General features: G+C 62.5%; 23 protein-coding genes. 8 read left to right on the plus strand and 15 right to left on the minus strand.

Annotated elements, in window-relative coordinates:
- Positions 1-504, minus strand: coding sequence for a sigma-70 family RNA polymerase sigma factor (locus TRP66_RS17260; RefSeq protein WP_333404966.1), 504 nt, complete (start codon positions 502-504; stop codon positions 1-3).
- 160 nt (positions 505-664) lie between these two features.
- On the opposite strand from TRP66_RS17260, the gene TRP66_RS17265 reads away from it, so the two are divergent.
- The 3 genes from TRP66_RS17265 to TRP66_RS17275 are packed head-to-tail and all read left to right on the plus strand — an operon-like array spanning position 665 to position 2,915.
- Positions 665-1,009, plus strand: a complete 345-nt coding sequence (locus TRP66_RS17265) for a DUF3649 domain-containing protein (RefSeq protein ID WP_333404968.1) — start codon at positions 665-667, stop codon at positions 1,007-1,009.
- A gap of 20 nt (positions 1,010-1,029) precedes the next feature.
- Entirely contained in the window at positions 1,030-2,583 is a 1,554-nt protein-coding gene (locus TRP66_RS17270; RefSeq protein WP_333405055.1) for a PepSY-associated TM helix domain-containing protein, read from the plus strand.
- Entirely contained in the window at positions 2,583-2,915 is a 333-nt protein-coding gene (locus TRP66_RS17275; RefSeq protein ID WP_333404970.1) for a DUF3325 domain-containing protein, read from the plus strand. The genes TRP66_RS17270 and TRP66_RS17275 overlap by 1 nt, the downstream gene beginning before the upstream one ends.
- Here TRP66_RS17275 and TRP66_RS17280 read toward each other — a convergent pair.
- A complete protein-coding gene (locus tag TRP66_RS17280) occupies positions 2,878-3,789 on the minus strand; it encodes an AraC family transcriptional regulator (RefSeq protein ID WP_333404972.1) in 912 nt (303 codons plus the stop codon). The two genes, TRP66_RS17275 and TRP66_RS17280, sit on opposite strands and share 38 nt — an antisense overlap.
- A gap of 135 nt (positions 3,790-3,924) precedes the next feature.
- On the opposite strand from TRP66_RS17280, the gene TRP66_RS17285 reads away from it, so the two are divergent.
- Positions 3,925-4,824: a DMT family transporter gene (locus TRP66_RS17285; RefSeq protein ID WP_333404974.1), complete on the plus strand. Its 900-nt coding sequence runs from the start codon at positions 3,925-3,927 to the stop codon at positions 4,822-4,824.
- 413 nt (positions 4,825-5,237) lie between these two features.
- On the opposite strand, the gene TRP66_RS17290 is transcribed toward TRP66_RS17285, so the two are convergent.
- Together TRP66_RS17290 and TRP66_RS17295 are read right to left on the minus strand one after the other, a co-directional pair.
- Positions 5,238-6,212 (minus strand): 2-hydroxyacid dehydrogenase, encoded by a 975-nt coding sequence (locus TRP66_RS17290; protein ID WP_333404976.1) that lies wholly within the window; start codon positions 6,210-6,212, stop codon positions 5,238-5,240.
- Positions 6,213-6,304: 92 nt separating this feature from the next.
- On the minus strand, positions 6,305-7,246 hold the full coding sequence (locus TRP66_RS17295) for a LysR family transcriptional regulator (RefSeq protein WP_333404978.1): 942 nt from the start codon (positions 7,244-7,246) through the stop codon (positions 6,305-6,307).
- A 184-nt stretch (positions 7,247-7,430) separates the two neighbouring features.
- Between TRP66_RS17295 and TRP66_RS17300 the strand changes: the two genes are divergently transcribed.
- Genes TRP66_RS17300 through TRP66_RS17315 form a run of 4 tightly spaced genes read left to right on the plus strand, consistent with a single transcriptional unit; the run spans position 7,431 to position 12,182 of the window.
- Complete coding sequence (locus TRP66_RS17300) at positions 7,431-8,933, plus strand: efflux transporter outer membrane subunit (protein ID WP_333404980.1); 1,503 nt, start codon at positions 7,431-7,433, stop codon at positions 8,931-8,933.
- Complete coding sequence (locus tag TRP66_RS17305; RefSeq protein WP_333404982.1) at positions 8,930-11,116, plus strand: FUSC family protein; 2,187 nt, start codon at positions 8,930-8,932, stop codon at positions 11,114-11,116. Before TRP66_RS17300 ends, TRP66_RS17305 begins: the two co-directional genes overlap by 4 nt.
- A complete protein-coding gene (locus tag TRP66_RS17310) occupies positions 11,106-11,306 on the plus strand; it encodes a DUF1656 domain-containing protein (protein ID WP_333404984.1) in 201 nt (66 codons plus the stop codon). Before TRP66_RS17305 ends, TRP66_RS17310 begins: the two co-directional genes overlap by 11 nt.
- 18 nt (positions 11,307-11,324) lie before the next feature.
- On the plus strand, positions 11,325-12,182 hold the full coding sequence (locus TRP66_RS17315) for an HlyD family secretion protein (RefSeq protein WP_333404987.1): 858 nt from the start codon (positions 11,325-11,327) through the stop codon (positions 12,180-12,182).
- Positions 12,183-12,301: 119 nt separating this feature from the next.
- On the opposite strand, the gene TRP66_RS17320 is transcribed toward TRP66_RS17315, so the two are convergent.
- The 11 genes from TRP66_RS17320 to algK form a co-directional block, all read right to left on the minus strand.
- Positions 12,302-13,120 (minus strand): SDR family oxidoreductase, encoded by an 819-nt coding sequence (locus TRP66_RS17320; protein WP_333404989.1) that lies wholly within the window; start codon positions 13,118-13,120, stop codon positions 12,302-12,304.
- Positions 13,121-13,137: 17 nt separating this feature from the next.
- Complete coding sequence (locus TRP66_RS17325; protein WP_333404991.1) at positions 13,138-13,602, minus strand: multidrug transporter; 465 nt, start codon at positions 13,600-13,602, stop codon at positions 13,138-13,140.
- A gap of 207 nt (positions 13,603-13,809) precedes the next feature.
- Complete coding sequence (locus tag TRP66_RS17330; protein ID WP_333404993.1) at positions 13,810-15,261, minus strand: mannose-1-phosphate guanylyltransferase/mannose-6-phosphate isomerase; 1,452 nt, start codon at positions 15,259-15,261, stop codon at positions 13,810-13,812.
- A 114-nt stretch (positions 15,262-15,375) separates the two neighbouring features.
- On the minus strand, positions 15,376-16,044 hold the full coding sequence (locus TRP66_RS17335; protein ID WP_333404995.1) for an alginate O-acetyltransferase AlgF: 669 nt from the start codon (positions 16,042-16,044) through the stop codon (positions 15,376-15,378).
- 13 nt (positions 16,045-16,057) lie between these two features.
- Positions 16,058-17,233 carry an alginate O-acetyltransferase gene (locus tag TRP66_RS17340; RefSeq protein ID WP_333404997.1) on the minus strand — a complete coding sequence of 392 codons (1,176 nt, stop codon included), beginning with the start codon at positions 17,231-17,233 and terminating at the stop codon, positions 16,058-16,060.
- A 10-nt stretch (positions 17,234-17,243) separates the two neighbouring features.
- Positions 17,244-18,794 (minus strand): MBOAT family O-acyltransferase, encoded by a 1,551-nt coding sequence (locus TRP66_RS17345; protein WP_333404999.1) that lies wholly within the window; start codon positions 18,792-18,794, stop codon positions 17,244-17,246.
- Between the two features lie 198 nt (positions 18,795-18,992).
- Positions 18,993-20,126, minus strand: coding sequence for a mannuronate-specific alginate lyase (locus TRP66_RS17350; protein ID WP_333405001.1), 1,134 nt, complete (start codon positions 20,124-20,126; stop codon positions 18,993-18,995).
- 8 nt (positions 20,127-20,134) lie between these two features.
- Positions 20,135-21,577: an alginate O-acetyltransferase AlgX-related protein gene (locus TRP66_RS17355; protein ID WP_333405003.1), complete on the minus strand. Its 1,443-nt coding sequence runs from the start codon at positions 21,575-21,577 to the stop codon at positions 20,135-20,137.
- 14 nt (positions 21,578-21,591) lie between these two features.
- On the minus strand, positions 21,592-23,193 hold the full coding sequence (gene algG / locus TRP66_RS17360) for a mannuronan 5-epimerase AlgG (protein ID WP_333405005.1): 1,602 nt from the start codon (positions 23,191-23,193) through the stop codon (positions 21,592-21,594).
- A gap of 26 nt (positions 23,194-23,219) precedes the next feature.
- Complete coding sequence (locus tag TRP66_RS17365; RefSeq protein WP_333405007.1) at positions 23,220-24,713, minus strand: alginate export family protein; 1,494 nt, start codon at positions 24,711-24,713, stop codon at positions 23,220-23,222.
- On the minus strand, positions 24,710-26,122 hold the full coding sequence (algK, locus tag TRP66_RS17370) for an alginate biosynthesis TPR repeat lipoprotein AlgK (protein ID WP_333405009.1): 1,413 nt from the start codon (positions 26,120-26,122) through the stop codon (positions 24,710-24,712). Before algK ends, TRP66_RS17365 begins: the two co-directional genes overlap by 4 nt.

The following is a 26,122-nucleotide window of genomic DNA, read 5'->3' on the forward strand; positions in this document are numbered from 1 at the left end:
TCAGATATCGAAATAGCAGCGCAGGGCCGCCTTGTTCAGGTGCCGTTTGACGGTGGCGATGGAAATCCCCAGTTGCTCGCCGATGGCGGCGTAGGTCAGGCCATCGACCTGGCACATCAGAAAGGCTCGCTTGACCACTGGCGGAAGGCCGTCCAGACGCTGGTCCAGTTCCACCAGCGTTTCCAGGATGATGGCGCGCTCTTCCTCGCTCGGCGCGTACTCCAGCGGCATTTCCGCCAGCGCCTGAAAGTAGGCGCGTTCCAGATCCTGGCGCCGGAAGTGATTGCACAGCACGCGCCAGGCAACGGTGGCGAGAAAGGCGCGTGGCTCATTGAGCACAGGCGTATCGCGCGCCAGCAGCACTTTGATGAAGGTGTCCTGCGCCAGGTCCGCCGCGCTGTGCGGACAGCCGAGTCTTCGCCGCAACCAGCCGGTCAGCCACAGATTGTGGGCACGATACAGGTCGTCGACGACGGGATTGCGGACGGAATCGGCGATGGGCATCACGTAGAACGATCCACGAAGACTCGAAGGGCGCAGATTCTGGCAGAGTCTTTTGCGTATGAGAATATTTATCATTAATATTGCGCGGTGTTTCGCGGTTTTCGGGAAACGCCTGACGCCTCTCTGCAAGATCGCTCACCTGAACGGTAAAGGCTTATCGATGGACGCCACTTCCGCATCCGACTCTCCGGTCGACAAGCGCCGCAGCAGACCCAAGGCCAAGGGGCCGACGGTCGCCTATCGTCTCGCGGTCGCATCCCGCGCCATCGCTGCGATCTTCGCCGGGTATCTGTTGGCCTCGCTGGCTAGCGTCTGCCTGGCCCACTGGTTGCCGCTGGCGCGCGCCGAAGCGGTGGTCATGTCGATGATGCTGTCGTTTCTGGTCTACCTGGGCGCTGTGCTCTGGTGTTTTGCCTGCCGTTCGGCCTGGCGCGCCTGGGCGGGTCTGTCGATTCCGTGCGCGGTGCTGGGCGCGCTCTGGTGCTGTGAGCGGTGGCTGTCATGAAAGAGGGTTTCCGCCAGGCGATGGCCTGGCTGCACACCTGGATCGGACTGTTGTTCGGCTGGCTGTTGTTCGCGATCTTCCTGACCGGCACGCTTTCCTACTTCAAGAACGAAATCACCCAATGGATGCAGCCGGAGATTCCGGTGCACGCTGTCGATGGCCCGGCCAGCATCCGGGTGGCTCAGGAATACCTGCAACGCAACGCTGCCGGCGCCTCGCGCTGGTTCGTGTCCATGCCGGACGAGCGGACTCCCGCGCTGTCGGTCGGCTGGCTGCCCGCCGGTAAACCAGGCGAGCGGGGCAGTTTCAAGCGTGCGCTGCTAGATCCGCTGACCGGTCAGGAAGTCCAGGCGCGCGACACGCGGGGCGGCGAATTCTTCTTCCGGTTCCACTTCCAGCTGCAGATGCCGCATCCGTGGGGGCGCTGGCTGGCGTCGGCGGCAGCGATGGTGATGTTGATCACGCTGATCACCGGCATCATCGTGCACAAGAAGATCTTCAAGGAGTTCTTCACCTTTCGCCCGCGCAAGGGCCAGCGTTCCTGGCTGGACGGGCACAATGCGGTGGGCGTGCTGGCCCTGCCGTTCCATCTGATGATCACCTACAGCAGCCTGGTGATCTTCATGTACATGGTGATGCCGGCCAGCATTCTCTCCACCTACGGCAACGCGCAGGCGTTCTACAACGAAGTCTTTCCGTCGGGCCGGATCGTGAAGGCCGAGGGCACGCCGGCGCCGCTGCCCCCGCTCGCTCCACTGTTCAAGATTGCCGACCAACGCTGGAAAGGGGATCGGGTGGGTCGGGTATTCATCAACAATCCCGGGGACGTCACCGCCTCGATCACCTTGTCCAGGGACGATCGCGGCAGCATCGTGCCGGACCGTGGCGGCGCGCTGACCTTCAACGGTGCTACCGGCGAGCTGGACAGCGAAGTCCCGCCCCGGCCATTGCCCATGCTGATTGCCAGTGCGATGTACGGCCTGCACGTCGGGCATTTCGCCGGCCCGACGCTGCGCTGGCTGTACTTCGTGTTCGGTATCGCCGGCACGGCCATGATCGGCACCGGTCTGGTCATGTGGCTGGGCAAGCGTCAGCTCAAGCATGCCAAGAGCGGCGTGCTGCCGTTCGAGTTGCGACTGGTGGAGGTCCTCAACATCGCCAGCATGGCCGGTCTGATGCTGGCGGTCGGTGCGTTTTTCTGGGCCAACAGGCTGTTGCCGGTCGGCATGGCCGGGCGCGCCGTCTGGGAGATCAACGTGTTTTTCGCCGTCTGGGGGCTGACACTCGTGCATGCGCTGTTGCGCACCGGCCGCCAGGGCTGGCGTGAGCAACTGGGGCTGGGCGCGCTGCTGTTCATCGGCGTGCCGCTGCTCGATGTACTGACTGGCAACGCCCGGTATCTGCTGAACGCCATCACTCAGGGACACTGGGCGCTGCCGGCGTTCGACCTGACCGCGCTTGGCGCCGGCCTGTTCCTCGGCTGGGCGGCCATGAAATTCAAGCTGGTGAAGTCCGACAAGCCGCTGCGAGCGACCCGGGTGGCTGCCGCGCCCGGTCCAGGGGAGCCGGGCTGATGCTGTTGGCTGCGATGTGGTGCTACGCGGGCTTCACGGCGCTGTGCTTGTCGATGGCTCGTCATTACGCCGATCTGATGGGTGGGAGGCTGGCACTGGGACACGGGCGCAGGCTCAAGGTCGGTGGCTGGCTGTTGCTGGTGTTGTCCAGTTGGGCAGCGGTGAGCGCCGACGGCTGGGGGTTCGGCCTTGTACAATGGTTCGCGGTGTTGATGGCCAGCGTCCTGCTGCTGGTATTTCTGATGCCTTTTCGCCCGCGCTGGGTCGTATTGCTGGGGCTTGCCTGCGTAGCGCTCAGTCCGCTGGCGCTCTGGAGGCTGCTGGCGGCCTGACGTCGTTCAGCGCCAGACGGTAGGCACCCGGTGTGGCCTGCATGACCTGGCGGAAACGATTGCTGAAATGGCTGGCACTGCTGAAGCCGCAGGCCAGCGCGATGTCGCCGAAGGCGTGATCGGTCGAGCGCAATAATAGCCGCGCCCGTTCCATGCGACGTGCCAGCAGATACTGATGAGGCGGCACGCCGAAGCTGGTTTTGAACATCCGCGCGAAGTGGTACTCCGAGAGCGCGCAAAGTCCGGCCAGTTGTCCCAGGCTCAAGGGCTCGGCGAGATGGGTTTCGATGTAATCCACCAGTCGCCGACGCTGATGCGCGGCCAGTCCCCCTTTGAGATGCAGACCGTCGCGCTTGCCTGCCTGAGCGAGCAATGCGTGGCTGAGCATTTCGTGCGCCAGGCTGCTGGCCAGCAAACGTTCCGCCGGTTCGTTCCAGTCCATGCCGATCAGCTGCCGGAAGCGTTCGGCCTGTCGCGCATCTTCCAGAAAGGTGTTTTCGCGCAGCTGCATTTCCCTGGGTTCACGATCCAGCAGCGTCACGCAGCCCAGCGCGAACTGTTCCGGACTGAAGTACAAATGCGCCAGACGAATCTCGCCATTGATGACCCAGGCCGACTCGTGACCGGCCGGCAAGATGCACAGTTTGCCCGGCGCGCCTTTCTGAGCCGGACGGTCGCGGCGAAAGGTGCCGGTGCCATCGGCGATGTAGCACGACAGCGTATGGTGGGTCGGCGCGCGGTATTCGCGGGCGTCATGACGATTGTTCCACAGCGCCGCCATCAGCCCGTCGCCCAGCGCCGCGCTCTGTTCGAGGCAAGCGTGGGGCGAGTTGCTCAGCGACTGGAAAACCTGAATCGATTCGATGTGCGACATGACGTTCTCTCCGGAACCTGCATCCTACGCGTCGCACGGCCGCTTGCCAGCAGGGGGCGGGAGAAATGCGCAAGATTATGCAAACGGCCCGATCGGCTCGCAGCGCAGACTGCTGGCCTGAACAGGAGCCGCATCATGAACCTTTCGCTTTACCTGCTGACCGTGCTGATCTGGGGCACCACATGGATCGCCTTGAAACTGCAACTGGGCGAAGTCGCGATACCCGTGTCGATCTTCTACCGATTCGCCCTGGCGGCGCTGGTGCTGTTTGCCATTCTGCTGATCGGCCGGCGCTTGCAGGCGGTCAACCGGCGCGGCCAGTTGATATGTTTCGCGCAAGGGGTCTGTCTGTTCTGCGTCAACTTCATCTGTTTCTACACTGCCAGCCGCTGGATTCCGAGCGGGCTGATCGCCGTGGTGTTTTCCACCGCGACGCTGTGGAACGCGCTGAACGCACGGGTGTTCTTCGGTCAGCGGGTGGCCAGCAATGTGCTGGCCGGCGGCGCGCTGGGTCTGTCGGGGCTGGGTTGTCTGTTCTGGCCGGAGCTGTCCGGACACGAAGCCAGCCACGAGACGCTGCTCGGACTGGGCCTGGCGCTGTTGGGAACGCTCTGTTTCTCGGCGGGCAACATGCTGTCGAGCCTGCAACAGAAAGCCGGGTTGCGTCCGCTGACCACCAACGCCTGGGGCATGTTCTACGGCGCGTCGATCCTGGGGCTGTACTGCGTGCTCAGTGGCACGCCGTTCAGCTTCGACTGGAGTTCTCGATACGTCGGCTCGCTGCTGTACCTGGTGGTGCCGGGTTCGGTCATCGCCTTCACCGCCTACCTGACGCTGGTCGGTCGCATGGGGCCGGAACGCGCCGCGTACTGCACGGTGCTGTTCCCGGTGGTGGCGCTGAACATCTCGGCCTGGGTCGAAGGCTATCAATGGACCCCGGCGGCGCTGCTGGGGCTGGGACTGGTCATGGCGGGGAACGTGCTGGTGTTCAGAAAGCCCAGGACAGCACCCGCGCAGGCAGCGCGTCTGGCCTGATCGGCGGGGCGGAATGTACCGGCGCTTCGCGGCTAAAGCCGCTCCTACAGGGTTTACGATTCGTAGGAGGGGCTTTAGCCGCGATCTGCCGCGAAGCGGCAGCAAACCGGACGGCGCGGTTTTTCAGATACACCGCGTATCGTTCATCGCCAGCAAGCTGGCTCCCACAGCACCTGTAGGAGTGAGCTTGCTCGCGATCTGCCGCGAAGCGGCAGCAAACGGACAGCGCGTTTTTTCAGATACACCGCGTATCGTTCATCGCCAGCAACCTGGCTCCCACGGCACCTGTAGGAGTGAGCTTGCTCGCGATCTGCCGCGAAGCGGCAGCAAACCGGACGGCGCGGTTTTTGAGATATACCGCGTAAACGCTTTATCGCCAGCAAGCTGGCTCCTACGGTCCCTGCAGCGGGTTTTCAGCCTTTCCACACCTGCGGGTTCACCAGGTCTCGCGGTCTGTCGCCCAGCAGCGCGGCGCGCAGGTTGTCGAAGGCGCGCTCGGCCATGGCTTCACGGGTTTCCGAGGTCGCCGATCCGATGTGGGGCAGGGTGAGGGCGTTCTTGAGCTGGAACAGCGGCGATTCGCTCAGCGGCTCTTTCTCGTAGACGTCCAGGCCCGCGCCGCGAATGGTGCCGTTCTGCAAGGCTTCGATCAGCGCCGGCTCGTCGACGATCGGACCGCGGGCGATGTTCACCAGGATCGCGCTGGGCTTCATCAACGACAGCTCGCGACGGCCGATCAGGTGCCGGGTCTTCTCGCTGAGCGGCACCACGAGGCAGACGAAATCCGCTTCGGCCAGCAATTGATCGAGGCTGCGGAACTGCGCGCCCAGTTCTTTTTCCAGTTCAGGCTTGTGGCTGTTGCCGCTGTACAGAATCGGCATGTTGAACCCCAGGCGGCCGCGTCGGGCGATGGCCGCGCCGATGTTGCCCATGCCCACGATTCCCAGCGTCTTGCCATGCACGTCGGTGCCGAAATGCGGCGCCTCGACACTGCGCTTCCACTCACCAGCCTTGGTCCAGGCGTCCAGCTCCGCGACCCGGCGGGCGCTGCTCATGATCAGCGAGAAGCCCAGGTCGGCGGTGCTTTCGGTCAGCACATCAGGGGTATTGGTGAGCATGATGCCGCGCTCGCTCAGATAGCCGACGTCGTAATTGTCGTAGCCCACGGAAATGCTGGAAACCACTTCCAGATTCTTCGCGCCGTCTAGCTGTTCGGCGCCCAGCTTGCGGCCGGAGCCGATCAGGCCGTGGGCCTGGGGCAGGGCCTCGTTGAACTGCGCGTTGATATCTCCGCGCTTGGGGTCCGGGACGACGACATTGAAATCCTGTGACAGACGTTCGGCCATCTCAGGGGACACACGGCTGAAGGCGAGTACGGTTTTTTTCATTGGGCAGTCACTCTCGAGCGGTTGATGAGTAGCACGCTATCATTCCTGCCCGGTGTTTGGCAGCCGAATTTCAATAGTTGTACGACGACACGTCAGATCTTCAGCACATGAAGGTGCAGATCGGCTTCGTCCGCCGCGAGGATTTCCGGCAGCGAGCCGCGCAGGTATTCCACCCAGGTCTTGATCTTGGCATCCAGGTACTGGCGGGACGGGTAGATAGCGTACAGGTTCAGTTCCTGCGACCGATACTCGGGCAGGACTCGCACCAGTGTGCCGTTGCGCAGGCCGTCGATAGCCGAGTAGATCGGCAGGATGCCGACACCCATGCCGCTGGAGATCGCGGTCTGCATGGCGTCCGCGGAATTGACCAGCAGTGGCGAGCTGGTGATGGTGACCATTTCCGGGCCTTCGGGCCCGTCGAACGCCCATTTCTCCAGAGGGAACACCGGGCTTACCAATCGCAGGCAGGCATGATTGAGCAACTCGGCGGGCTTTTGCGGCATGCCGAAGGTTTTCACGTACTCGGGCGAGGCACAGACGATGCTGTAGGTGATGCCCAGTCGCTGGGACACGAAGCCCGAATCCGGCAGCTCGCTGGCCAGCACGATGGAGACGTCATAACCCTCTTCGAGCAGGTCCGGTACCCGGTTGGTCATGGTCAGGTCGAAGGATACGTCCGGATGATTGCGCCGGTAACGGGCAATGGCATCGATTACGTAATGCTGGGCAACGCCGGGCATCGAGTGCACTTTGAGCTGGCCGGCGGGGCGAGCATGAGCGTCACTGGCTTCGGCTTCAGCTTCCTCGACCGCCGTCAGGATCTGCTCGCATCGCAACAGGTAACGCTTGCCGGCCTCGGTCAGGGCGATGCGGCGCGTGGTGCGGTTGAGGAGGCGGGTTTGCAAGTGGGCTTCAAGGTTCGAGACGGCGCGCGAGACGTTGGCGGTGGTGGTATCGAGTTGTGCGGCGGCTGCGGTGAAGCTGCCCGCTTGCGCCACGCAACTGAAGGCGCGCATGTTTTGCAGGGTGTCCATGGATATTTCTCTAGGGAGATATCAAATTGTGACATGAAGTTACTGATCCATGTCAGTCTACCCGTCGGATTATCACCGATCCTGTAATAAAGAATCACATTTATCCCCGCTTATCGCCGTGCAGGCCGCCCCCTAGAATCGCGCCATCCAAAGGTGCTCCATCTCCATTCGGGAACTTGCAGCTGTGCCGCGTCGCATCATCGCAGGGATCAGATCCCTCAGTGTTCTGGCTTTATCGTTTGTCATCAGCGGCTGTATCGGAACCCACGGAATTCAACCTCAAGGCAGCACATTGCCCGCGGACAGTCTGGCCGTGGACGAGGCCATCGCGCGCGCTGACGGGGATGCGGGCTGGCCGTCCGGTCAATGGTGGCGTGCCTACGCCGACCCTCAACTGGATCGTCTGATCGCGCTCGCCCTGCAAGGCAGCCCGAGTCTGGCCATTGCAGCGGCCCGTGTTCGCCAAGCGAAATCCCTGGCCGGCCTGGCCGAGTCGGCCGAGTCTGTTCAGGTCCAGGGAAGTGCCAGCCTGATGCGCCATGACTGGCCAACCGATCAATTCTACGGTCCGGGCGCGCTCGCCAATAGTCACACCTGGGACAACAATGCGGCCCTCGGCCTGAGCTACCCGCTGGATTTCTGGGATCAGGATCGTAACGCCACTGAACGCGCGCTTGACAGGGCGCATGCCAGCGCGGCCCAAGAACGGCAGGCGCAGCTGGAATTGCAGGAAAACATCGTCCGCGCTTATATCCAGCTGTCACTCGACTACGCGCAACGCGATATCGCCCAGGCCACGCTTGCTCAACAGACGCAACTGCTGGAGCTGGCCGAACGGCGCCTGAAAGGCGGCCTGGGAACGCACCTGGAGGTCAGTCAGGCCCAGAGTCTGTTGCCGGAAACCCATCGGCAGATTGATGCACTCGACGAGGCCATTGCGCTGGGTCGCAACCAGCTGGCGGCGCTCGCCGGCAAAGGGCCGGGCGAAGCCGTCGCGGCGCAGCGACCGACATTGTCACTGGAGGCTAAAATCGGCCTGCCTTCGAGATTGCCTGCGCAACTGCTGGGGCAACGGCCCGATGTAGTTGCCAGCCGCTGGGAAGTCGCCGCGCAGGCTCGCGGCATCGACGTCGCCCATGCCGGTTTCTATCCCAACGTTGACCTGACCGGCAGCCTGGGCTACATGGCCACCGGTGGCGGCATGCTGGAATTTCTCACCGGCAAGAAGCTGACCTACAAAGTCGGGCCGGCCATCAGCCTGCCGATTTTCGATGGCGGTCGGCTGCGCGCTGAACTGGGCGAGGCTTCGGCGGGCTATGACCTGGCGGTCGCGCAGTACAACCAGACGCTGGTCATGGCCCTCAAGAATGTTTCTGACCAGTTGATCCGTCGCGAGTCGATTGAAAAACAGCAGCAATTCGCGGCGCAGTCTGTCGCCGCAGCGCAGAAGACCTATGACATCGCGATGGTCGCTTATCGTCGTGGCCTGACCGATTACCTCAACGTGCTCAATGCCCAGACCCTGCTGTTTCGCCAGCAGCAGGTTCAGCAGCAGGTCGAAGCCGTGCGCCTGAGCGTCTACGCAGGTCTGGTCGTGGCGCTCGGCGGCGGCCTGGCGGCGGGCGACGACACGCCCGCGCCTGCGCAGATGCAGGCACCGAAAACCCCGGCGGTGCTGGACCGATGATGTCCGTCGTTCAACGCTTCATTGCCTTGCCCTGGCGACGTGAGTTCAACGGTTGGGCGCGCAGCGACGGCGTCACCTGGATCTATATCTTCAAGGTCCTGGTGGCGGCGTTCCTGACTTACTGGCTGGCGCTGCGCCTGGAGTTGCCGCAACCGCATACCGCGGTCATCACCGTGTTCATCGTGATGCAGCCGCAGAGCGGGCATGTGTTCGCCAAGAGCTTCTATCGCCTGCTCGGCACCCTGGCCGGGTCGGTGATGATGGTGACGCTCATGGCGCTGTTCGCACAGAACTCCGTGCCTTTTCTAGGCTGTCTCGCGCTATGGGTAGGCTTGTGTTCGGCCGGCGCTGCACGTTATCGCAACTTTCGCGCCTACGGCTTCGTGCTGGCCGGCTACACTGCGGCCATGACCGGTCTGCCGGCGCTCGCCCATCCGGAAGGCTCGTTCATGGCGGCGGTCTGGCGAGTGCTGGAGATTGCCCTGGGCATCATTTGCTCCACGGCCGTCACCGCGGCGATCCTGCCGCAGAGTTCGTCCGCCTCGATGCGCAATGCCCTATATCAGCGTTTTGGCGTGTTCGCCCGATTCGTCGTCGACGGACTGAATGGGCGTCATGATCAGACCGCGTTCGAAACCGGCAACGTGCGCTTCGTGGCCGAGGCCATCGGTCTGGAAGGGCTGCGCAGCGTCACGGTCTTCGAAGACCCACACATGCGCCGGCGCAACGGCCGCCTGAACCGCCTCAACAGCGAGTTCATGGCGATCACCACGCGCTTCAACGCGCTGCATCAGCTCCTCGACCGGCTGCGTGCCGAACGGGCCGACGCGTTGATCGAACGTATCGCACCGGGTATCGACGCTATCACCGAGCTGCTGGAAGCCTTCGCCGACCGCGCACTGACCGACCGGGACGCGCTGGCGCTGGTGAACCGGCTCGAAGCATTCAGGGCCGGCTTTCCGGCGACCGTGCGCAGCGCCCGGACCGAACTGGAGCGCAGCGGCCCCAGCGAGGCACAACTGCTGGACTTCCACACCGCCTATGAATTGCTCTACCGCTTCGTCGGCGATCTGCTCAGTTATGCGGAAACCCATGCCTCGCTTGCCGAGCACAACCATGTCCGGGAGATGTGGCGAGAATCTTTCGTGCCCCGTACCCACTGGCTGACCGCGCTGGCCGCCGGGGTTCGAGCGAGCTGCGTGGTCGGTCTGATGAGTGCTTACTGGGTGCTGACGGCCTGGCCCAGCGGCGCGACCATGACCCTGGCGTCCGCCGCGACGGTGGCACTGTCATCGACCACGCACAACCCGCGACGCCTTTCCTTTCAGATGGCATGCGGCACCTTGCTGGGCGCCATCGCCGGCTTCGTCGAAACCTTTTTTCTCTTTCCGCAAATCGACGGCTTTCCGCTGCTGTGCCTGCTGCTGACGCCGGTGTTCATGGTCGGCGCCTTTCTCGGCTCGCGCCCGCAGTGGTCGGGGTACGGACTGGGGCTGCTGATCTTTTTCAGCATCGGTTCGGTACCGGACAACCTGACGGTCTATAACCCGTATACCTTCATCAATGATTACATCGCCATGGTCATCGGCATGCTGCTGTGCGCGGCGGCCGGAGCGATCATTCTGCCGCCCAACAGCCGCTGGATGTGGCAGCGCATGGAAGACGAGCTGCGTCGTCAGGTGGTCTTCGCCATCAGCGCGCCGTTGAAGCGCCTGGGTTCCAGTTTCGAAAGTCAGACCCGCGACCTCATGCATCAGGCGTATGGCCTGGCGGTGGGTAAACCCTTGGTGCAGCGCCAGTTGCTGCGGTGGATGTTCGTGGTGCTGGAAATCGGTCACGCGGTGATCGAGCTGCGCAAGGAGCAGGCGGTGCTGCCAGTGCACCCCAGTTATGCGGAATACCGCTCGTGGCGCATTTCGATCCGGGTCATGGGGCGTGCGCTGATACGTCTGTTCATCCAGCCCGATGCCAGCAACCTGGAACGCTGCCTGAACGCCGTCGACAACGCCATCGAGCGTGTTCAGCGCACCGACGAACCCTTCGCTTCGCACTTCGACACCTCGGTACTGAGACGCGTGAAAAGTTACCTGCACTTCATCCGCAGTTCGCTGCTGGACCCGCAATCACCGCTGGCGGCCTGCGCCCCCGAGCGTTTTTCGAAAGGAGGCGCCGATGCCGCGTGAAATCGCTTTCCACGGCCTGTACATGCCCAGCATGACGCTGATGTTCCTGGTTGCCGGCGTACTGGCGTGGGCACTGGACCGACTGCTGTCAGGGCTGGACCTGTATCGCTTCTTCTGGCATCCGGCGCTGCTGCGTCTGAGCCTGTTCGTCTGTCTGTTCGGCGCGCTGGCGCTGCCCCTCTATCGTTGACCCGGTTCGAGACCCTCGATGAAGAAGCTGTTCAGTTTCATAGCCACCCTGTTGGTCCTGGCCGTCGCCATCTTGATCGGCAGGGCCTTGTGGGTGCACTACATGGATACGCCCTGGACCCGTGACGGGCGGGTGCGCGCCGATATCGTCAACGTCGCTGCGGACGTGTCGGGCACTGTCGTGGATGTGCCGGTGCGGGATAACCAGCGAGTGAAGAGGGGCGATCTGCTGATGCAGATCGATCCGGAGCACTATCAACTGGCGGTCAAGCAGGCCCAGGCGCTGGTAGCGTCGCGCAAGGCCACCTGGGAGATGCGCAAGCTCAACGCCCGGCGCCGCGCTGACATGGACGAACTGGTCATTTCGGCGGAAAACCGGGACGACGCCAGCAACATCGCTTCATCGGCGCTGGCCGACTACCAGCTCGCCCAGGCGCAACTGCAAGCAGCCGAGCTGAAACTGGCGCGCACTCGTGTGCTGGCGTCGGTCGACGGCTATGTCACCAACCTCAATGTGCACCGTGGCGACTACGCGAGGATCGGCGAGGCGAAAATGGCGGTGGTCGACATGAACTCCTTCTGGGTCTACGGCTTTTTCGAAGAGACCAAACTGCCCCACGTGCACGTCGGCGACGCGGCGCAGATGCAGCTGATGAGCGGCGAGGTGCTGACCGGTCAGGTCGAAAGCATCGCTCGCGGCATCTACGACCGCGACAACCCCGAGAGCCGCGAACTGGTCGCCGACGTCAACCCGACCTTCAACTGGGTACGCCTGGCCCAACGCGTGCCGGTCCGCATCCACCTCGACCCGGTACCCGACGGCGTGCTGCTGGCGGCGGGGATTACCTGCACCGTGATCGTCCAGCCGGCAGATTGATCGCCAGCCAAATCGCGTTGTTTTCGTCGCGAGCAAGCTCCCTCCCACAAAGCGCGCACGACCCGTGGGAGGGAGCTTGCTCGCGACAGGTACGATGTGGTCTGTGCGAGCGATGCAGGTCACAACGACGCATTCAACCCGAACCGCTTGCTCAGCCCCTTGTCCAACAACCCCTTGGGCAACCACCTTGCCAAGAACGGCATAATCCGCGAACCATTGCCCAGGCGCAGCAGGCGAGGCGGGTTGGCCTGTTGCGCAGCCTTCAACAGATCGCGGGCGAAATCGCTGGCCGGCGTCGGCTTGTCCTGGGAGGCCCTGGCCCGCGCACGAATGCCTTCCCGTACCGGCCACCAGGGGCTTTGCTCGCTGATCAGATGTTCGGCCTGTTGAGTCGCATGTTTCGCGAAGCTCGACGCAATGGCGCCCGGCTGGACTTCCATCAGCTGGATGCCAAAGGGCGCCAGCTCCAGACGCAGCGCATCGCTCAAGGCATGAACAGCGGCCTTGGAGGCGCAATAGGCACCCGCGAACGGCGTGACCAAAACGCCCGACACGCTGCCGATATTGATCACCAGCCCCTTGTTGCGACGCAGCGACGGAAACAGCGCGCGGGTGACGCCGACGATCGAAAACACATTGGTTTCGAACTGACGCTGCATCGCCTCGACGCCGCCATCGAGCAACGGCCCCATCGCGCCGTAACCCGCGTTGTTGATGAGCACGTCCAGGCCGCCATGTTCCAGCGCGGCGGCCAGTTGTTCGAGGGCGTCGGCGTCGTTCACATCCAGCTGAACCGCGATGAAGCCGGCCGCGCTCAGGTCTGCCACGTCTTCGGCGCGGCGAGCCGTGGCCCAGACTTCATAACCGGTGGCTTTGAACGCATCGGCCAGGGCGCGGCCGATGCCGCTGGAACATCCGGTGATAAGCGCGATGGGCATGGGAAAAGTCCTTGGAGTCAGTCGGAAAAATTGCCTTGCAAATGTTCGGCACGGAATTCCAGCGTCTCCGGGCGGTAGCCGCTGCGCAGCGCGGGCAGGGGAATGCAGTCCTGCCATTGCGCCTGCGCCTGGAGGGCGCCGGGTCCGCGATAGCGAGCGGAAGTGTAGGTGTTGTCGGCCAGATTCACCGTGTCGCCCGGCGCATAGGCCGCGATTCGCCAACGCAGGTCGTGCAGTGGCACCGAATTGGTATTGGTGATCTGCACCCGCAACGGCCGATCGGCCGGGCATTGTTGCGGCGCATGGCTCAAGACGATATCGAGCCGCTCCAGTTGACGCGCTTCACGGCTGTCCTGCCAGACCACCACGGCCGCGACGATACCCAGGCCGACAACCGCCGCCAGCGACACCGGCAAGGCTTTGGCCGGATAGCGCAGCAGCAGAATCAGCCAGGTCAGGATAAGCAGCACGCCGATGATCATGAGTTGCTTCCCGTCGAAAAGAGCGACCATCGTACCGAAAAGGCAGGGCGGCTTGCCAACGACCCTGCCTTTCTGAGCATTGTCGAAAGGGTCGGGTGTCCATCATGAGGCTGCAAATAAAAAACCTCGCCCCCTTTTTGCGGATGGGGTACGCAAAAAGGGGGCGAGGTTGCCTTGCTGCTGTCGCGGGTGGAGTCAGACCGGCGATCAGCGTGCGATGGTTTGCGTCTTCACGCCCACGTCCACGTTGTCGGAACGGCCGTAGATATCTTCGAAACGCTCGATATCGTCTTCGCCCAGGTAGCTGCCGGACTGCACTTCGATGATTTCCAGCGGGATCTTGCCTGGGTTCTTCAGACGGTGCACCGAGGCGATCGGGATGTAGGTCGACTGGTTTTCAGTCAGCAGGAACACGTTCTCGTCGCAGGTGACCTGGGCTGTGCCGGATACCACGATCCAGTGTTCGGCGCGGTGGTGATGCATTTGCAGCGACAGGCAGGCGCCCGGCTTGACCGAAATGCGCTTGACCTGGAAGCGGCCACCCATGTCGACCGAGTCGTAGGAACCCCATGGACGATAGACTTCAAGGTGGTTCTGGGTTTCAGTACGGCCTTGCTCGTTGAGCGTGTTGACCATCTGCTTGACGCCCTGAACCTTGTCCTTGTGGGCGATCATCATGGCGTCCTTGGTTTCGACCACAACGATGTTGTCCAGACCGATCACCGACACCAGCTTGCCGTTGCCGTGGATCATGCAGTTGCGGCTGTCCTGAACGACCACGTCGCCCTTGGTGACGTTGCCGTTGGCGTCCTTCTCGTGGACGTCCCACAGCGACGACCAGCAGCCGACATCGCTCCAGCCGGCCGACAGCGGCACGACGCAGGCGCGCTGGGTCTTTTCCATCACCGCGTAGTCGATGGAGTTGTCCGGGCACTGAGCGAAGGTGGCGGCGTCGATTTCGATGGCATCGCCATCTTCAACGCTGCGTTCCAGGGTCAGCATGCAGGTGTCGTAGATGTCCGGATCGTGTTTTTTCAGCTCTTCCAGGAAGCGGCTGGCACGGAACAGGAACATGCCGCTGTTCCAGAAGTAGCCACCGGCCTCGACGAATTCCGCAGCGCGAACTTCATCGGGTTTTTCGACGAATTGCGACACGCGGCTGACGCCTTCGGGCAGCAGTGCGTCGGCGGTGGATTTGATGTAGCCATAACCGGTTTCCGGCTTGCTGGCCGGAACGCCGAACAGCACCATCTCGCCGCGCTCGGCGGCCACGGTCGCCAGGGCGAGGGCACGTTGCAGGGCTTTCTGGTCTTCGATCACGTGGTCGGCCGGCATGACCAGCATCAGACCGTCATTGCCGTCGTTGACCAGTTTCATGGCGGTCAGGGCCACGGCCGGCGCAGTGTTGCGACCGAACGGCTCCATCAGGATCGCCTGGGTTTCCAGCTTGAGCGCCGCCAGCTGTTCGCTGACGATGAAGCGGTGTTCCTTGTTGCAGACCACGATCGGCTGCTGCATGCCCTCAAAGACCAGACGTTCGAGGGTCTGCTGGAAGAGGGTGTGTTCGCCGGTCAGTGCCAGGAACTGTTTAGGGAATTGTTTGCGGGAAAGCGGCCAGAGTCGCGAGCCGCTACCGCCTGACAGGATTACTGGGATCATTGCATTTCTCCGATAGCGTTCAATAAGGGCTGTACGTCGTTCTGTCGTTTCTTTCTCTTTCTTGTCCTGCATCGGCCGGCCCGTGGCGACTGCCCGGGCCGGCCGATTCAATCCTTAGCGCGTCTCGACCGGTGGCTTGACCCACACTGGCGACAGGCTGCTGCCGCTGCCGGTGACATAGAGCACCGCGGCTTCACCGCGCTCCAGCGCGACCGGCTTGACGTCGGTGACCTTCTTGTCGCCGTCGAACAGCGCCAGGCTCACCTTGACCGGGTTGATTTCACGCTCGCCGGTGCCTTTGGCGGCCACGGCCTTGACCACGTCGGTCTTGCCGTCGGCGGTCTTCAGGGTCAGCGATTTGTCGGTCAGGTTCTGTACGCGAACCAGAGACTTCTGCTTGTTGCGGAACGGCGGCTCTTCCACCAGTTGCGGCTTGCCGCCGGCGTGGTTGACGAGGGTGTAGTAGTGATCGCCCGCCAGTTTCACCGGCACGCTCTGGCTGCCCAGCTTGGCGGTGTAGTCGCCCTGAGGCATGAAGCTGAAGGCGGTGCTGCCCAGCGGGGCGACTTCGTTCATGTTGGTGTTGCCGACGCTGGCGCTGATTTCCGCGTTCGAGGCGTTGTATACACGCACGAAGGTGGAGCCTTTCGGCGCGGTCGGGCCGTACAGCGCCGAATCGCCGGCGAAGGCTTGCAGGGACATCAGGCCCAGGCCGGCAGCCATGGCGCAGGTTTTGAACAGGCGGTTTTTAGCCAGACGATTTGGAGTTTTCTGTAAGGTCATGACGGCAGTCCTCTCAGTTTTGCGCCCGATTGGGCGACTCGGATTGTTTGGCGTTCAGTGCCAGGTTTTCTTGGGTATCACGCGACTTCTTCAGCTCTGCGATCCACTGGGGATCGAACTCACCGAGGTCGTTGTGAGCGGGCAGATAACGTTCAGGGAATTCCCAGATCACTACTTGTGGCGCGGAGTTCTTGAACGCATCGGTTTGCAGGTACTTGAGCATCGGCAGGATCGGGCCATGGCCGTCTTCGGCGTAATTGACCACGTCACTGCGCAGTGCCTGTTTCAGCGCACCGACGAAGTTCCAGTTGGGGTTGGCGCTGTAGCTGGTGCCCACCAGGCCGACCGCCACTTCGCTGTCGGCGAACAACGCGTCGTCGCCGGCCGCTGCGCTTTCGGCCAGATCGGTGCTGCGTTTCTGCAGTTCGTCAGGCTTGGGCAGCAGGTTGCTGAACAGCGGGTCCAGCGGCAGGAAGTTGGTCAGGTCGCCCTTGTACGCTTCAGTGCTCACCGGCTGGGTCACGAACTGCTCGGGCTCGCCTTGCAGCGGCGCCTTGTCAGCGATGGTCAGGCTCAGTTGCTGTGCGGCAACCTCGGCGCCCATCGGCGTCCAGTGGGTGTCGGTGCGCAGGAACACCTGACCTTTCTGCTTGGCCGCTTGCAGCGGCGCGAGCAGGTCAGGCGCGACGATCCCGGCCTTGGCAACCTCGGCGTGGAATTGCTGGTACAGGTCCACGTGCAGGCTGGCCGGCTGGTTGTCGCCGATGTGCTCGGGATACAAGCGGGTCTTGGCGGGAACGATCGCCAGCACCAGCTTGCTGCCCTTGGCTTCGATGGCATCGCGAACGCCACGGATCAGCGCCAGGTTGTCGGCTTCGTTCTGCTCGGCGTTGACCACAGCATCGAACTCTTCATCCGTGAACAGCCACTGATCCTTGCCCAGTACCACGCCGGGACGGCCTTCGTTGAACAGTTTGTAGTCCAGCGCTGCCCAGAGGTTGGTGCCCAGGCGCTTGATCGGGAACTCGTCGTCGTAATGCGTTTCCGCCGCCTTGGTCCACTTGCCGTCGAGCACGGTGGTCTCGGCCGAGGTGGAGAAGTTGGCGAAGCTGCGCAGCGACCAGATCCCCAGCACCAGCAACAGGCCCATGAAGAGCGCGATGTAGAGGATTCGTAATGAACGGGTCATGTCAGTCTCCTCAGAACTGGAAGTAGAGGAACGGCGAGAAGCTCTGCGCCGAAAGTTTCAGGATCGAGGCCACGAACAGCAGCAGAATTAGCGCGCGCATCGCATAGCGCGGCCAGTCGGCGGTCCAGTAGGCGGGCTGCACCTGCGCCTCGGCGCCCACGGTGTAGCCAGGCAGATGCAGGCTGCCGGGGTTGTCGCCGGGGACTGCCTTGATGGTGCCGGGCTGAGCGGTCGCCGGACCGTCGGCCTTGGCGTTCTTGCCGTCATCGCGGTTCTGGTAGAAGTCGCGCAGACCGAAGAAAGCCAGGGTGGCGTAGGCCACTACCAGCGTCGCAACCTGCAGGCCGGTGAGGCTGGCGCGGTTGAGTTCCGACAGCTGCCAGTCGCCGAAGCTGAACATCGCGCCGTACATGCGGGTAGCCACATGCATGTTTTCAGCGCGGAAGATGACCCAGCCGATGACCACCAGCAGGAAGGTCAGCGCCCAACGGATCGGGTTGAAGTGATAAGGCTTGGTGTTGATGCCCAGCGCTTTCTCGATCGCCAGCCACATGCCGTGCCAGGCACCCCAGATGATGTAGGTGACGTTGGCGCCGTGCCACAGGCCGCCCAGCAGCATGGTCAGGAACAGGTTGCGATAGGTCGCGAACTTGCTGCCACGGTTGCCGCCCAGGGTGATGTACAGGTAGTCACGCAGCCAAGTGGAGAGGCTGATGTGCCAGCGACGCCAGAACTCGGTGATCGACTGGCTGATGTAGGGCTGCTTGAAGTTTTCCATGAAGCGGAAACCCATCATCAGACCCAGGCCGATCGCCATGTCGCTGTAGCCGGAGAAGTCGAAGTACAGCTGCGCGGTGTACGCCAGCGCTCCCAGCCAGGCATCGCCGGTGGTCGGGTTCTGCAGCGCGAAGCAGTGATCGGCAACCACCGCCAGGGTATCGGCGATGAACACTTTCTTGATGAAGCCCTGCATGAAGCGCGTGCAGCCTTCGGAGAACTTGTCCAGCGTGTGGGTGCGGTTGTTGAACTGGTCGGCCAGGTCACGGAAACGCAGCACGGGACCCGCGATCAGGTGCGGGAAGATCGCTACGAACGCCGCGAAGTCGATCAGGTTGCGGGTCGCCGGGGTGTCGCCGCGGTACACGTCGATGATGTAGCTGATGGACTCGAACACATAGAACGAGATACCGATCGGCAACAGCACGTGGGTCAGGATGAACGGCTCCAGGCCCATGGATGTCATCATCGCGTTGATGCTGTCCACACCGAAGTTGGCGTACTTGAAGTAGCCCAGGATGCACAGGTCGACCGCCACGCCTAGCAGCAGCCAGCGCTGCGCGGGTTTGGTCCTGACGCCGGCGGCACCGATCTTGAGACCGATCCAGTAGTTCCAGACGGTCACGCCGATGAACAGCGCCAGGAAGTCCACACGCCACCAGGCGTAGAAGATGTAACTGGCGATCAGCAACAGCAAGTTGCGATAGCGTTGTCCGCTCAAGTAGTACAAGCCGAGAAAGATCGGCAGGAACAAGAACAGGAACACGTTGGATGAGAAAACCATCCTTATCTCTCCGTAGGTCCAGCATCCAAGGGCTCAAAGCCCCCCCAAACCCCCCGTGAACATCCGGGGGGATAAATCCAATCAGCCAGTTCCTGTAGGAGCGGCTTTAGCCGCGAAGAAGTCGGCACATCCACAACAGCTGCGGTGGCCAGAACATCGTTTCGCGGATAAATCCGCTCCTACGGGGAACGCGGTTTATCAAGAACCGTGCTTGTCGCCCTTTTCATGCTCCGGGTCGTAGACACGGGTCAGGTCACCACCCAGGCGGAATGTCTTGAACGGCTGCTTTTCATGCTTCTGTTCCAGGACATCCGGGCTGCACGCGTAAAGCGAGCAGTAGGGTTCGAGCCAGGCGTATTTCGGATCTTTCTTCAGATCTTCCATGTCCTGTTTCTGCCCGCCGCGTTTCGCGAACTCGTCAGGATCCTCGACGCCCGCCAGCACACGGTCGGCCAGGCGCTTGAGCGCGGCGTTGTTTTCCTGACGCAGATCCACGCCATTGGCCTGGGCGAAACTGGCGATCATCGCCAGGGGCGGCAGGGCATAGTTGTGGTACGCGAGGGCGCGCTGACGACGCTTGATTTCGTTGGGCAGGAAGCCGTCCTTGTCCACCTGATTGGCGGCGACCTTGAATTCCTTCACCGCCCAGTCGAACAGGTCACGGCGATCGGTCGCGACGGCCGTGGCCATCACCGACCAGGCTGCCCAGTACGAATGGTTGTTCACTTTTTCCAGCGGCAGATTGCTCCAGTCGCTGACCACTTGATCACCCAGCTTGCTGAACCAGCTCTCTATGACCTGGGCTTCCTGCTGACGGTTCGCCAGAGGACGCGAGTCCGAGAACTTCAGGCGCAGATAGGCCGAGGCCATGCTGCCCAGCGCCCACTTGCGCATGGATTTGCCGGTGTGGTTGAACTCGGTGGACTCCAGCGCATCGGCCCTGGCCCAGGTGGTCAGCATGTTCAGTGCGCAGTCGAGCTGCTCCTGACGACCGTCGCGCATGTACTGCATGACCACTTTGCTGATGCCGCGCTCAAGGGTGGTGATGTCCTTGGTTGCGTCGCGAAACGCCTTTTCCGATTCTTCGTTGAGTGTGGCGCGAGCCTTGTCCGAACCTTCGTACTTGCTGCGAAACACCAGCTTGTCGGTATACGGCTTGGGGATGGCTTCGCACTTGAAGTCATGGTCGCCGGTCTTCATCTTTTCGATCGGCGCGTCATAACCTTTCGGTGGAATCAGGGGCGCGGCCGCGGATGCGCCTGCCGACCAGGCCATCGAGGACAGGATCGCCATCGACAGCAGGGCAGGGCGGATCAGTTTAGGAGTCTGCATCGGTCACCTCATAGTCCGGCTTGAGCGGTATGTTGAGTAGCGCGCGGGAGCACGTTGCGCTTGCATACTTTGGCTTCGACTTTCTGTGGTTCGGTGCCGGCTTCCGGTCCCTGGATTTCCAGCGCCAGCAATTGCTGGTCGGCCCAGTCTTCATCGGTACGCAACTGGAAGGCGAAGCGCCCGTCGGTGTCGGCGGTGTTGGGCTTCTCGATCTTCAGGTCTTCGTGACGGCCGTTCATGTACCAGAGGCGCGCCTGAAGGGTTTTCACCGAGGTGTCGGCGAAACGGATGTCGATCTGGTTGTCACCGTTGCGAATATCCTTGATGCCGTTCCGGCCGTTGACCAGCACTTCGTTGTTGCCAGACTTCAGGGTGGTGCTGGCGCTCAGGACCGCCGGCTTGCCTTCGCAGCCGTTGCCATCGAGCAGGGCCATCATTTGGCGATAAATGGTTTCCTGGTCCAGGCGGTACAGCGGCGAGAACTCCCAGATCAGGATCTTCGGCGGACGCTGCTGGAAGTCTTCGCTGCCCAGGTACTGGATCATCGAACCTTCCAGGCCACCGCCCGGGAAGGCGACGTTCATGACATCGGCGCTCAGGTACTCCTGAAGGAAGCCGCCGAAGTTGTAGTTCTTGCCGCTGTGGCTGGTACCCACCAGGGTGATTTCCGGGTTGCCGGAATCACCGAACAGATCGCCGTCGGCTGCTTCACCCTTGGGCTCGGTGCTGAACTGATCCATGTACTGGATGGCATAACTGGTGCCGCACAGCTGGCCGGCCATGTTGTGCAGGGTGCCGGTCTTGCCCATGCGCCCGGAGATCTTGCTTTCGAACTCGCGCTTGGGAATGTCGGCGTAGCCCGGGATCTTCTTCACGGTTTCGGCCACGATCTTCGCCGTGCGCTGAGCGCCGTAAGGGGTCCAGTGCTGGTCACCGCGGAAGTAGAAATCGTGCGCCTGCTGTTCGTTGGTCAGCGGCGACAGGTCCGGCACCCAGTAGCCCATCTTGCTGAACCGGCCGAGCATGGCCTGATAGTTCTTCAGCGCCGTGTCGTAGTTGAACGCGTTGCGTTCGGCCGGCAGCAGTTTGTTGCGATCCACCAGGCCGCGGGTTGGCTGGTAGACCACCACCAACTCCACGCCCTTGCGCTTGAAGGCGTCGTGCAGCTGCTGCATGCGGCGGTAACCGGCCGGTGTGGTGTCGAACTCGGTGCGCAGGTCTTCCTTGGTACGGAACAGCCAGTCACCCTCGGCCTGCACCAGCGTGGTGAAGTTCTGCTGATAGCGGGTGGTGTAGTTGCGCGCGTCATGTGCCGCCGGGCACAGGCTGCAGCACGGCTCGGCGGTGAAGGTTGGAGCCTGCGAATCGTCGGCACGCGCCGCGCCGGCGGCTGCCATGAGCGCGGCGGTCAGGCCCGAGAGGCTCAACAATTTGATCAGGTGTGCGTGCATAGAAATACCTTTTCTCATTTCCGCAGCTCGTTCTGGCTTTCGACGGGGTCGATCAATACGGCTTTTTGCTGGCGGACCAGCAGGTCGAGGATTTCATCCTGGCGATCGCCCAGTACGCCGTTGAAGCTGATGCCCGACGTTTTTGTCGGCGATAGCATGGCAACGCGATACAGCTCGACGCTGAGCGGCGAATCGATGGACAGCGGACCCGAACCGTTGCTGGTCAGCTCGCCGCCGACCACGATCAATGACACCTGGGCATCGAACGGGTCGAGCTGGATGTCGCGGTCGGTATCGGTCAGGTCCTTGATGTGGCCGTAGACGCCCATCAGGCCGTTGCCGACGGCGACGTTTTCGTAGAGCTTGATATTCACGCTGTTACGCACGCGGATACCGTGGCGCTGGTTGGCAATGACGCGATTGCCCCACAGCAGGTTGTTGGCGCTCTCGTACAAGGTGATGCCGTCGGTGTGGTTCTGGTAGATCTCGTTGTAGGCGACGATGTTGTTGACGCTGTTACGGTCCAGCACCACGCCGGACAACTTGTTGTTGTGGCTCTTGTTGCGAAAGATGAAGCTGTTGTCGACCTCGCGGGAAATGATGATCCCGTGCTTCTTCTTGGTGCCGTACACATCGTTCTCGGCAATGATCAGACCGTGGGAACGGTCGTGCGGGTCGATGCCGTAGACGATGTTGTCGCGGTAGGTGTTGCCCTTGACCACGAAGTCGCGGGTTTCGTAGCAGTAGAAGCCGTACCAGAAATCCGAGAACTCAGAGTCGATGATCCAGCCGGTCGGCTCGGGGCGCTTGAGCACCTTGGCGGTGTTGGGCGTGTACTGAGAAATACTGATGCCGTACGACTTGCTCTGGTCGTAGCCCATGCTCGCCATCTTGCTGTTGGCGATCCAGGTTTCCGAGCCGCCCCAGGTCAGGATGAACGGGCGGAATTCATCGGGCTTGCGGAAGGTCGCCAGGCTGTTGCGCGACTCGCTCCAGGCATCAACGCGCGTGTGAGTGATCAGCATCTTGCCTTCGCTGACCAGAAACGAGCCCTTTTCCTGCGACAGGCGCAGCTCCTTAGTGCGCTTGTCGATCTCGAAGATGCCGGTTTCCTTGACCAGGATCGGCAGCCGCGCGACGAACACACCTGGCGAAACCTCTTCCAGATACTGCTTGGGCACTTTCTTCGCGATGTCCTGCAGGCTCGCGTAGCCGTCGGAGATCATGATGGCCTGCGGGATGCCACGCTGACGCGCGACCCACTCGGCCATCTTGTTGTCGCCACCGATGAATTCCTTCAGGCCGGTTTCTTCCATCATCCGCGCAACCACGACTTTGCCCGGCTTGCTGCGCTCGATCTTTTTCAGCGCAGCTTCGGCGGTGTAGCCGCTCAGGTCGGGAAGGACGGGCTTTTCCATGTGCAGCGGTTCGACGGGCGCGCTGCTGACGGTATAGCTCTTGGCCTGTTGCAGTTCCTTGACCACGCCGTTCGCCGGATCGACCGCCACCGGGGCGTTGGCCAACGCGGCGGTGCTGACCAGCAGGGTGCTGCCCAGGACTGCGCTTGCGAGCAGGGACAGCGTGCGCGGACGCGTATGGCTTGTATGACTGTTCATCTTTCGCACTCCTTGGGCGGTTCGCATCAGAAGCGCCAGATGACGTCGACGATGGCGCGGTGCATGTAGCTGTCCACGTCACCGCGGTAGGCATCGCCAGGCTTGAACACGCCCGCGCGCAGACGGATCAGCGCCGAGGGTTCATCGAACGACTGGCTCACCGAGGCCGGCAGCAGGCCGCCCTTGAAGTACTTGGTGACCACCAGATCCATCTCCTGACCCAGGTCCTTGCGGCCGTCGTTCTCCAACGGCAGCGAAGAGAAAGTGCCGACCGGATCTTCGAGCGACGGGTTGATGCCGGCGTTGCCGATACGCGCATCGCCATCGACACGACGGAACTTGTGGTAGATCAGCGAGGCGTCGTATTCGTCGTTCATCTGCCAGGACGCGAACAGCGAGCCGCTTTCCACGTTGGCCATCTCGGCCTGGAACGCCTCACCGAAGCGGTGAACCCGCGAGCGGGTGCCGGTCCAGTTGGAGCGGTTGCTTTCCAGACCGTTCTGGACGTAATCCTTGCTGGCGCGGGAGTAGGCGGCGCCCACTTGCCACTGCGGGTCGAGGCGGAAACGCACGCCCAGATCGGTGGCCCAGCCATTCAGACTCCGGCTGGTCTTGTCGCCAGCGATGTAGCGCTCGCTGGTCGGGTCGTAGCTGACGCCCAGCTCGTCACGATCGCCGGTCAGCCAGGTCAGGCTGCCCCAGTAATTGATGTCGTGGGTGTTGCGGCGGTTGTAGGCGTCGCTGTCCACCTGCAGACCGACCCAGGTCAGGTCGCCATTGGCGGTCTTGTCCAGATCGTCCAGCACTTCGCCGTTGTGCTTGAGCTTGCCGTCGTCCTGGCTGTGGTGCAGGCGGATACCGGCCCAGTGGCCTGGTGTCCATTGATAGCTGGCCGAGCCGAACAGATGCAGACGGTCTTCATCCTCCGCGGACAGCTCGGTCAGGTCGGTGCGGTATTCGCTGAAGCGCTCTGCCGCGCCGAGTTCGGCACGCAGCAAGGTGGTGTCGAAGGTCCAGTTGATCGCTTCGATGTTCACGTCGTGCCACTGACCGTCGTCGTTGCGCAGGCGCTGGCGACCGACCTTGAGGATTTCGCCGGGATACGGAGTGAAACCGCTGTAACCGATCCAGAATTCACGCAAAGCCAGGTAGCTCTTGTCGACTTCGCGCTCGCTGGCGTTGCCGCGGGAAACCTGAGTGCCGCTTTCACCATCGCTGTTGGTGATGTTCTGTTCCAGCGGGTCGGTCTGGATGGTGTCGGTGGCGGTGACCACCTGACCCATCGCGTAACCGCTCCAGTTGCCGCGTTCGCCATACACCCACGGACGCAGGTCCAGACCGATGCCGTTCACGTCGCCGCCCGAGCGGGTGCCCAGGTCACGGTCGTCTTCGGCCTGCGCGGTAATCTTCACTTCCAGACCGAAGTTCTGTTCTTCGGTCAAGGCGGCCAGCGTCGGGCAGGCCCAGAGCAGCGAGAAGCCCAGGCCCATGCCGGCGGCCATCAAGGGGTTCAACTTCATAGTGCTTCCTCACCGTCTTTTTCTTCTTGTAGGGACTGCATCACCAACGCGTTCTGATTGGCGGTAGCTCCCCGGACTTTTTGCTCGCGGGCCAGCAGGTCCTTGGCGACGGCGAGTTTTTCAGGCGGCAGTTGTGCGTTGAGGGTTTGCGCAAGCTCGACGGCCTGCGGGGTTTCGTTGGCAAGCGCCAGCTGGCTGAAGACCCAGGCGTTGACCGGGTCGGGCTTGGTGCCCTTGCCCTGGGAGAACAGCTGAGCCATGGCGAAGTCGGCGCTGTTCTGGCCGCCGCGAGCGGCGATCAGCAGCTCGTCCACCGCCTTTTGCGGATAGACCTGGCCGAGGTAGCCGCGACGGTAGATCTGGCCCAGGTAGTAGTGGGCGGAAATCTCGGTCGGCGCGGCGCGCTTGAGATGCTCCTCGGCTTTCTTGGCGTCCGGGATGACCCACTTGCCTTCGTAGTAGAGCTTGCCCAGCAGCAGCTCGGCGCGGGGTTGATCCGCGGCGCGGCCGTTGTCCAGGTACTCCATCATCTTGTCGACGTCGCCCAGTTCCGGGAAGTCGTAGAGCAGCTTGGCCAGTGTGACCCATGAAACCGGATAGCCGGGCGCGATGCCTTCGAGCAGTTGCTGGGCGGTCTTCGGATCGGGTGTACCGATCTGCGCGTCGCCGAGCACCCGCGCGACGCTGTCGACACGCTGGGCGTTGACGCGACCCGACGCATGCGCGCTCTTGAGCTGTTCGATCAGAGCAGCCTGCTGTTCGGTCTGGCCGCGCTTCTGATAGACCGTGGCCAGCTCGACGTAACAGATGTCGGTGGACGTCAGCGCCTGCTTGCAGATGCTTTCCACCTGATCCAGATGCTGGTCGTAAGTACCCTGAGTGTGGTACAGCAGCACCTGGGCCAGACCTGCTTCCGGGTAGCCTTGCGCGCGCCACTGATCGATCTTCTGCTGCGCGTTCACTTCAGGGAAGCTGTGCGGGTATTGCAGATACAGCATCGCCAGCGGCACCAGGGTCCCGGACTCGCCGTTGGCGAAGGCCTGCTTGAGCAGCGCCTCCGCTTCATGGCGCTCGGCGTCGGTGGCGTCTGGCTTGGCGGCCAGCAGACGACCCAGGCGCGACTGCGCGCGTGGCGAGGTCTTGGCAGCTTCGCGATAGGTCGCTTCCGCTTCCTTGAGTTCAGCGGGATTGCCGGTCGCGACTTTGATGTCGGCCAGGCCGACCTGTGCATCGCTGTAGCCCAGATCCGCCAATTGCCGATAATTCTGCTCGGCCAATGCAGTGTCGCCGTTTTTCAGCGCTTCATTGGCCAGGCGTTGATCGGGCAGGCCGGCACAGCCGCTCAGGCCGATCGCGACAGCGAGGCTCAGTAGCGTGGGGGTCGACAGGCGTCGTAGTGGGCTGGTCAT

The organism is Pseudomonas sp. JDS28PS106, assembly GCF_036706555.1.
Lineage (GTDB): Bacteria > Pseudomonadota > Gammaproteobacteria > Pseudomonadales > Pseudomonadaceae > Aquipseudomonas.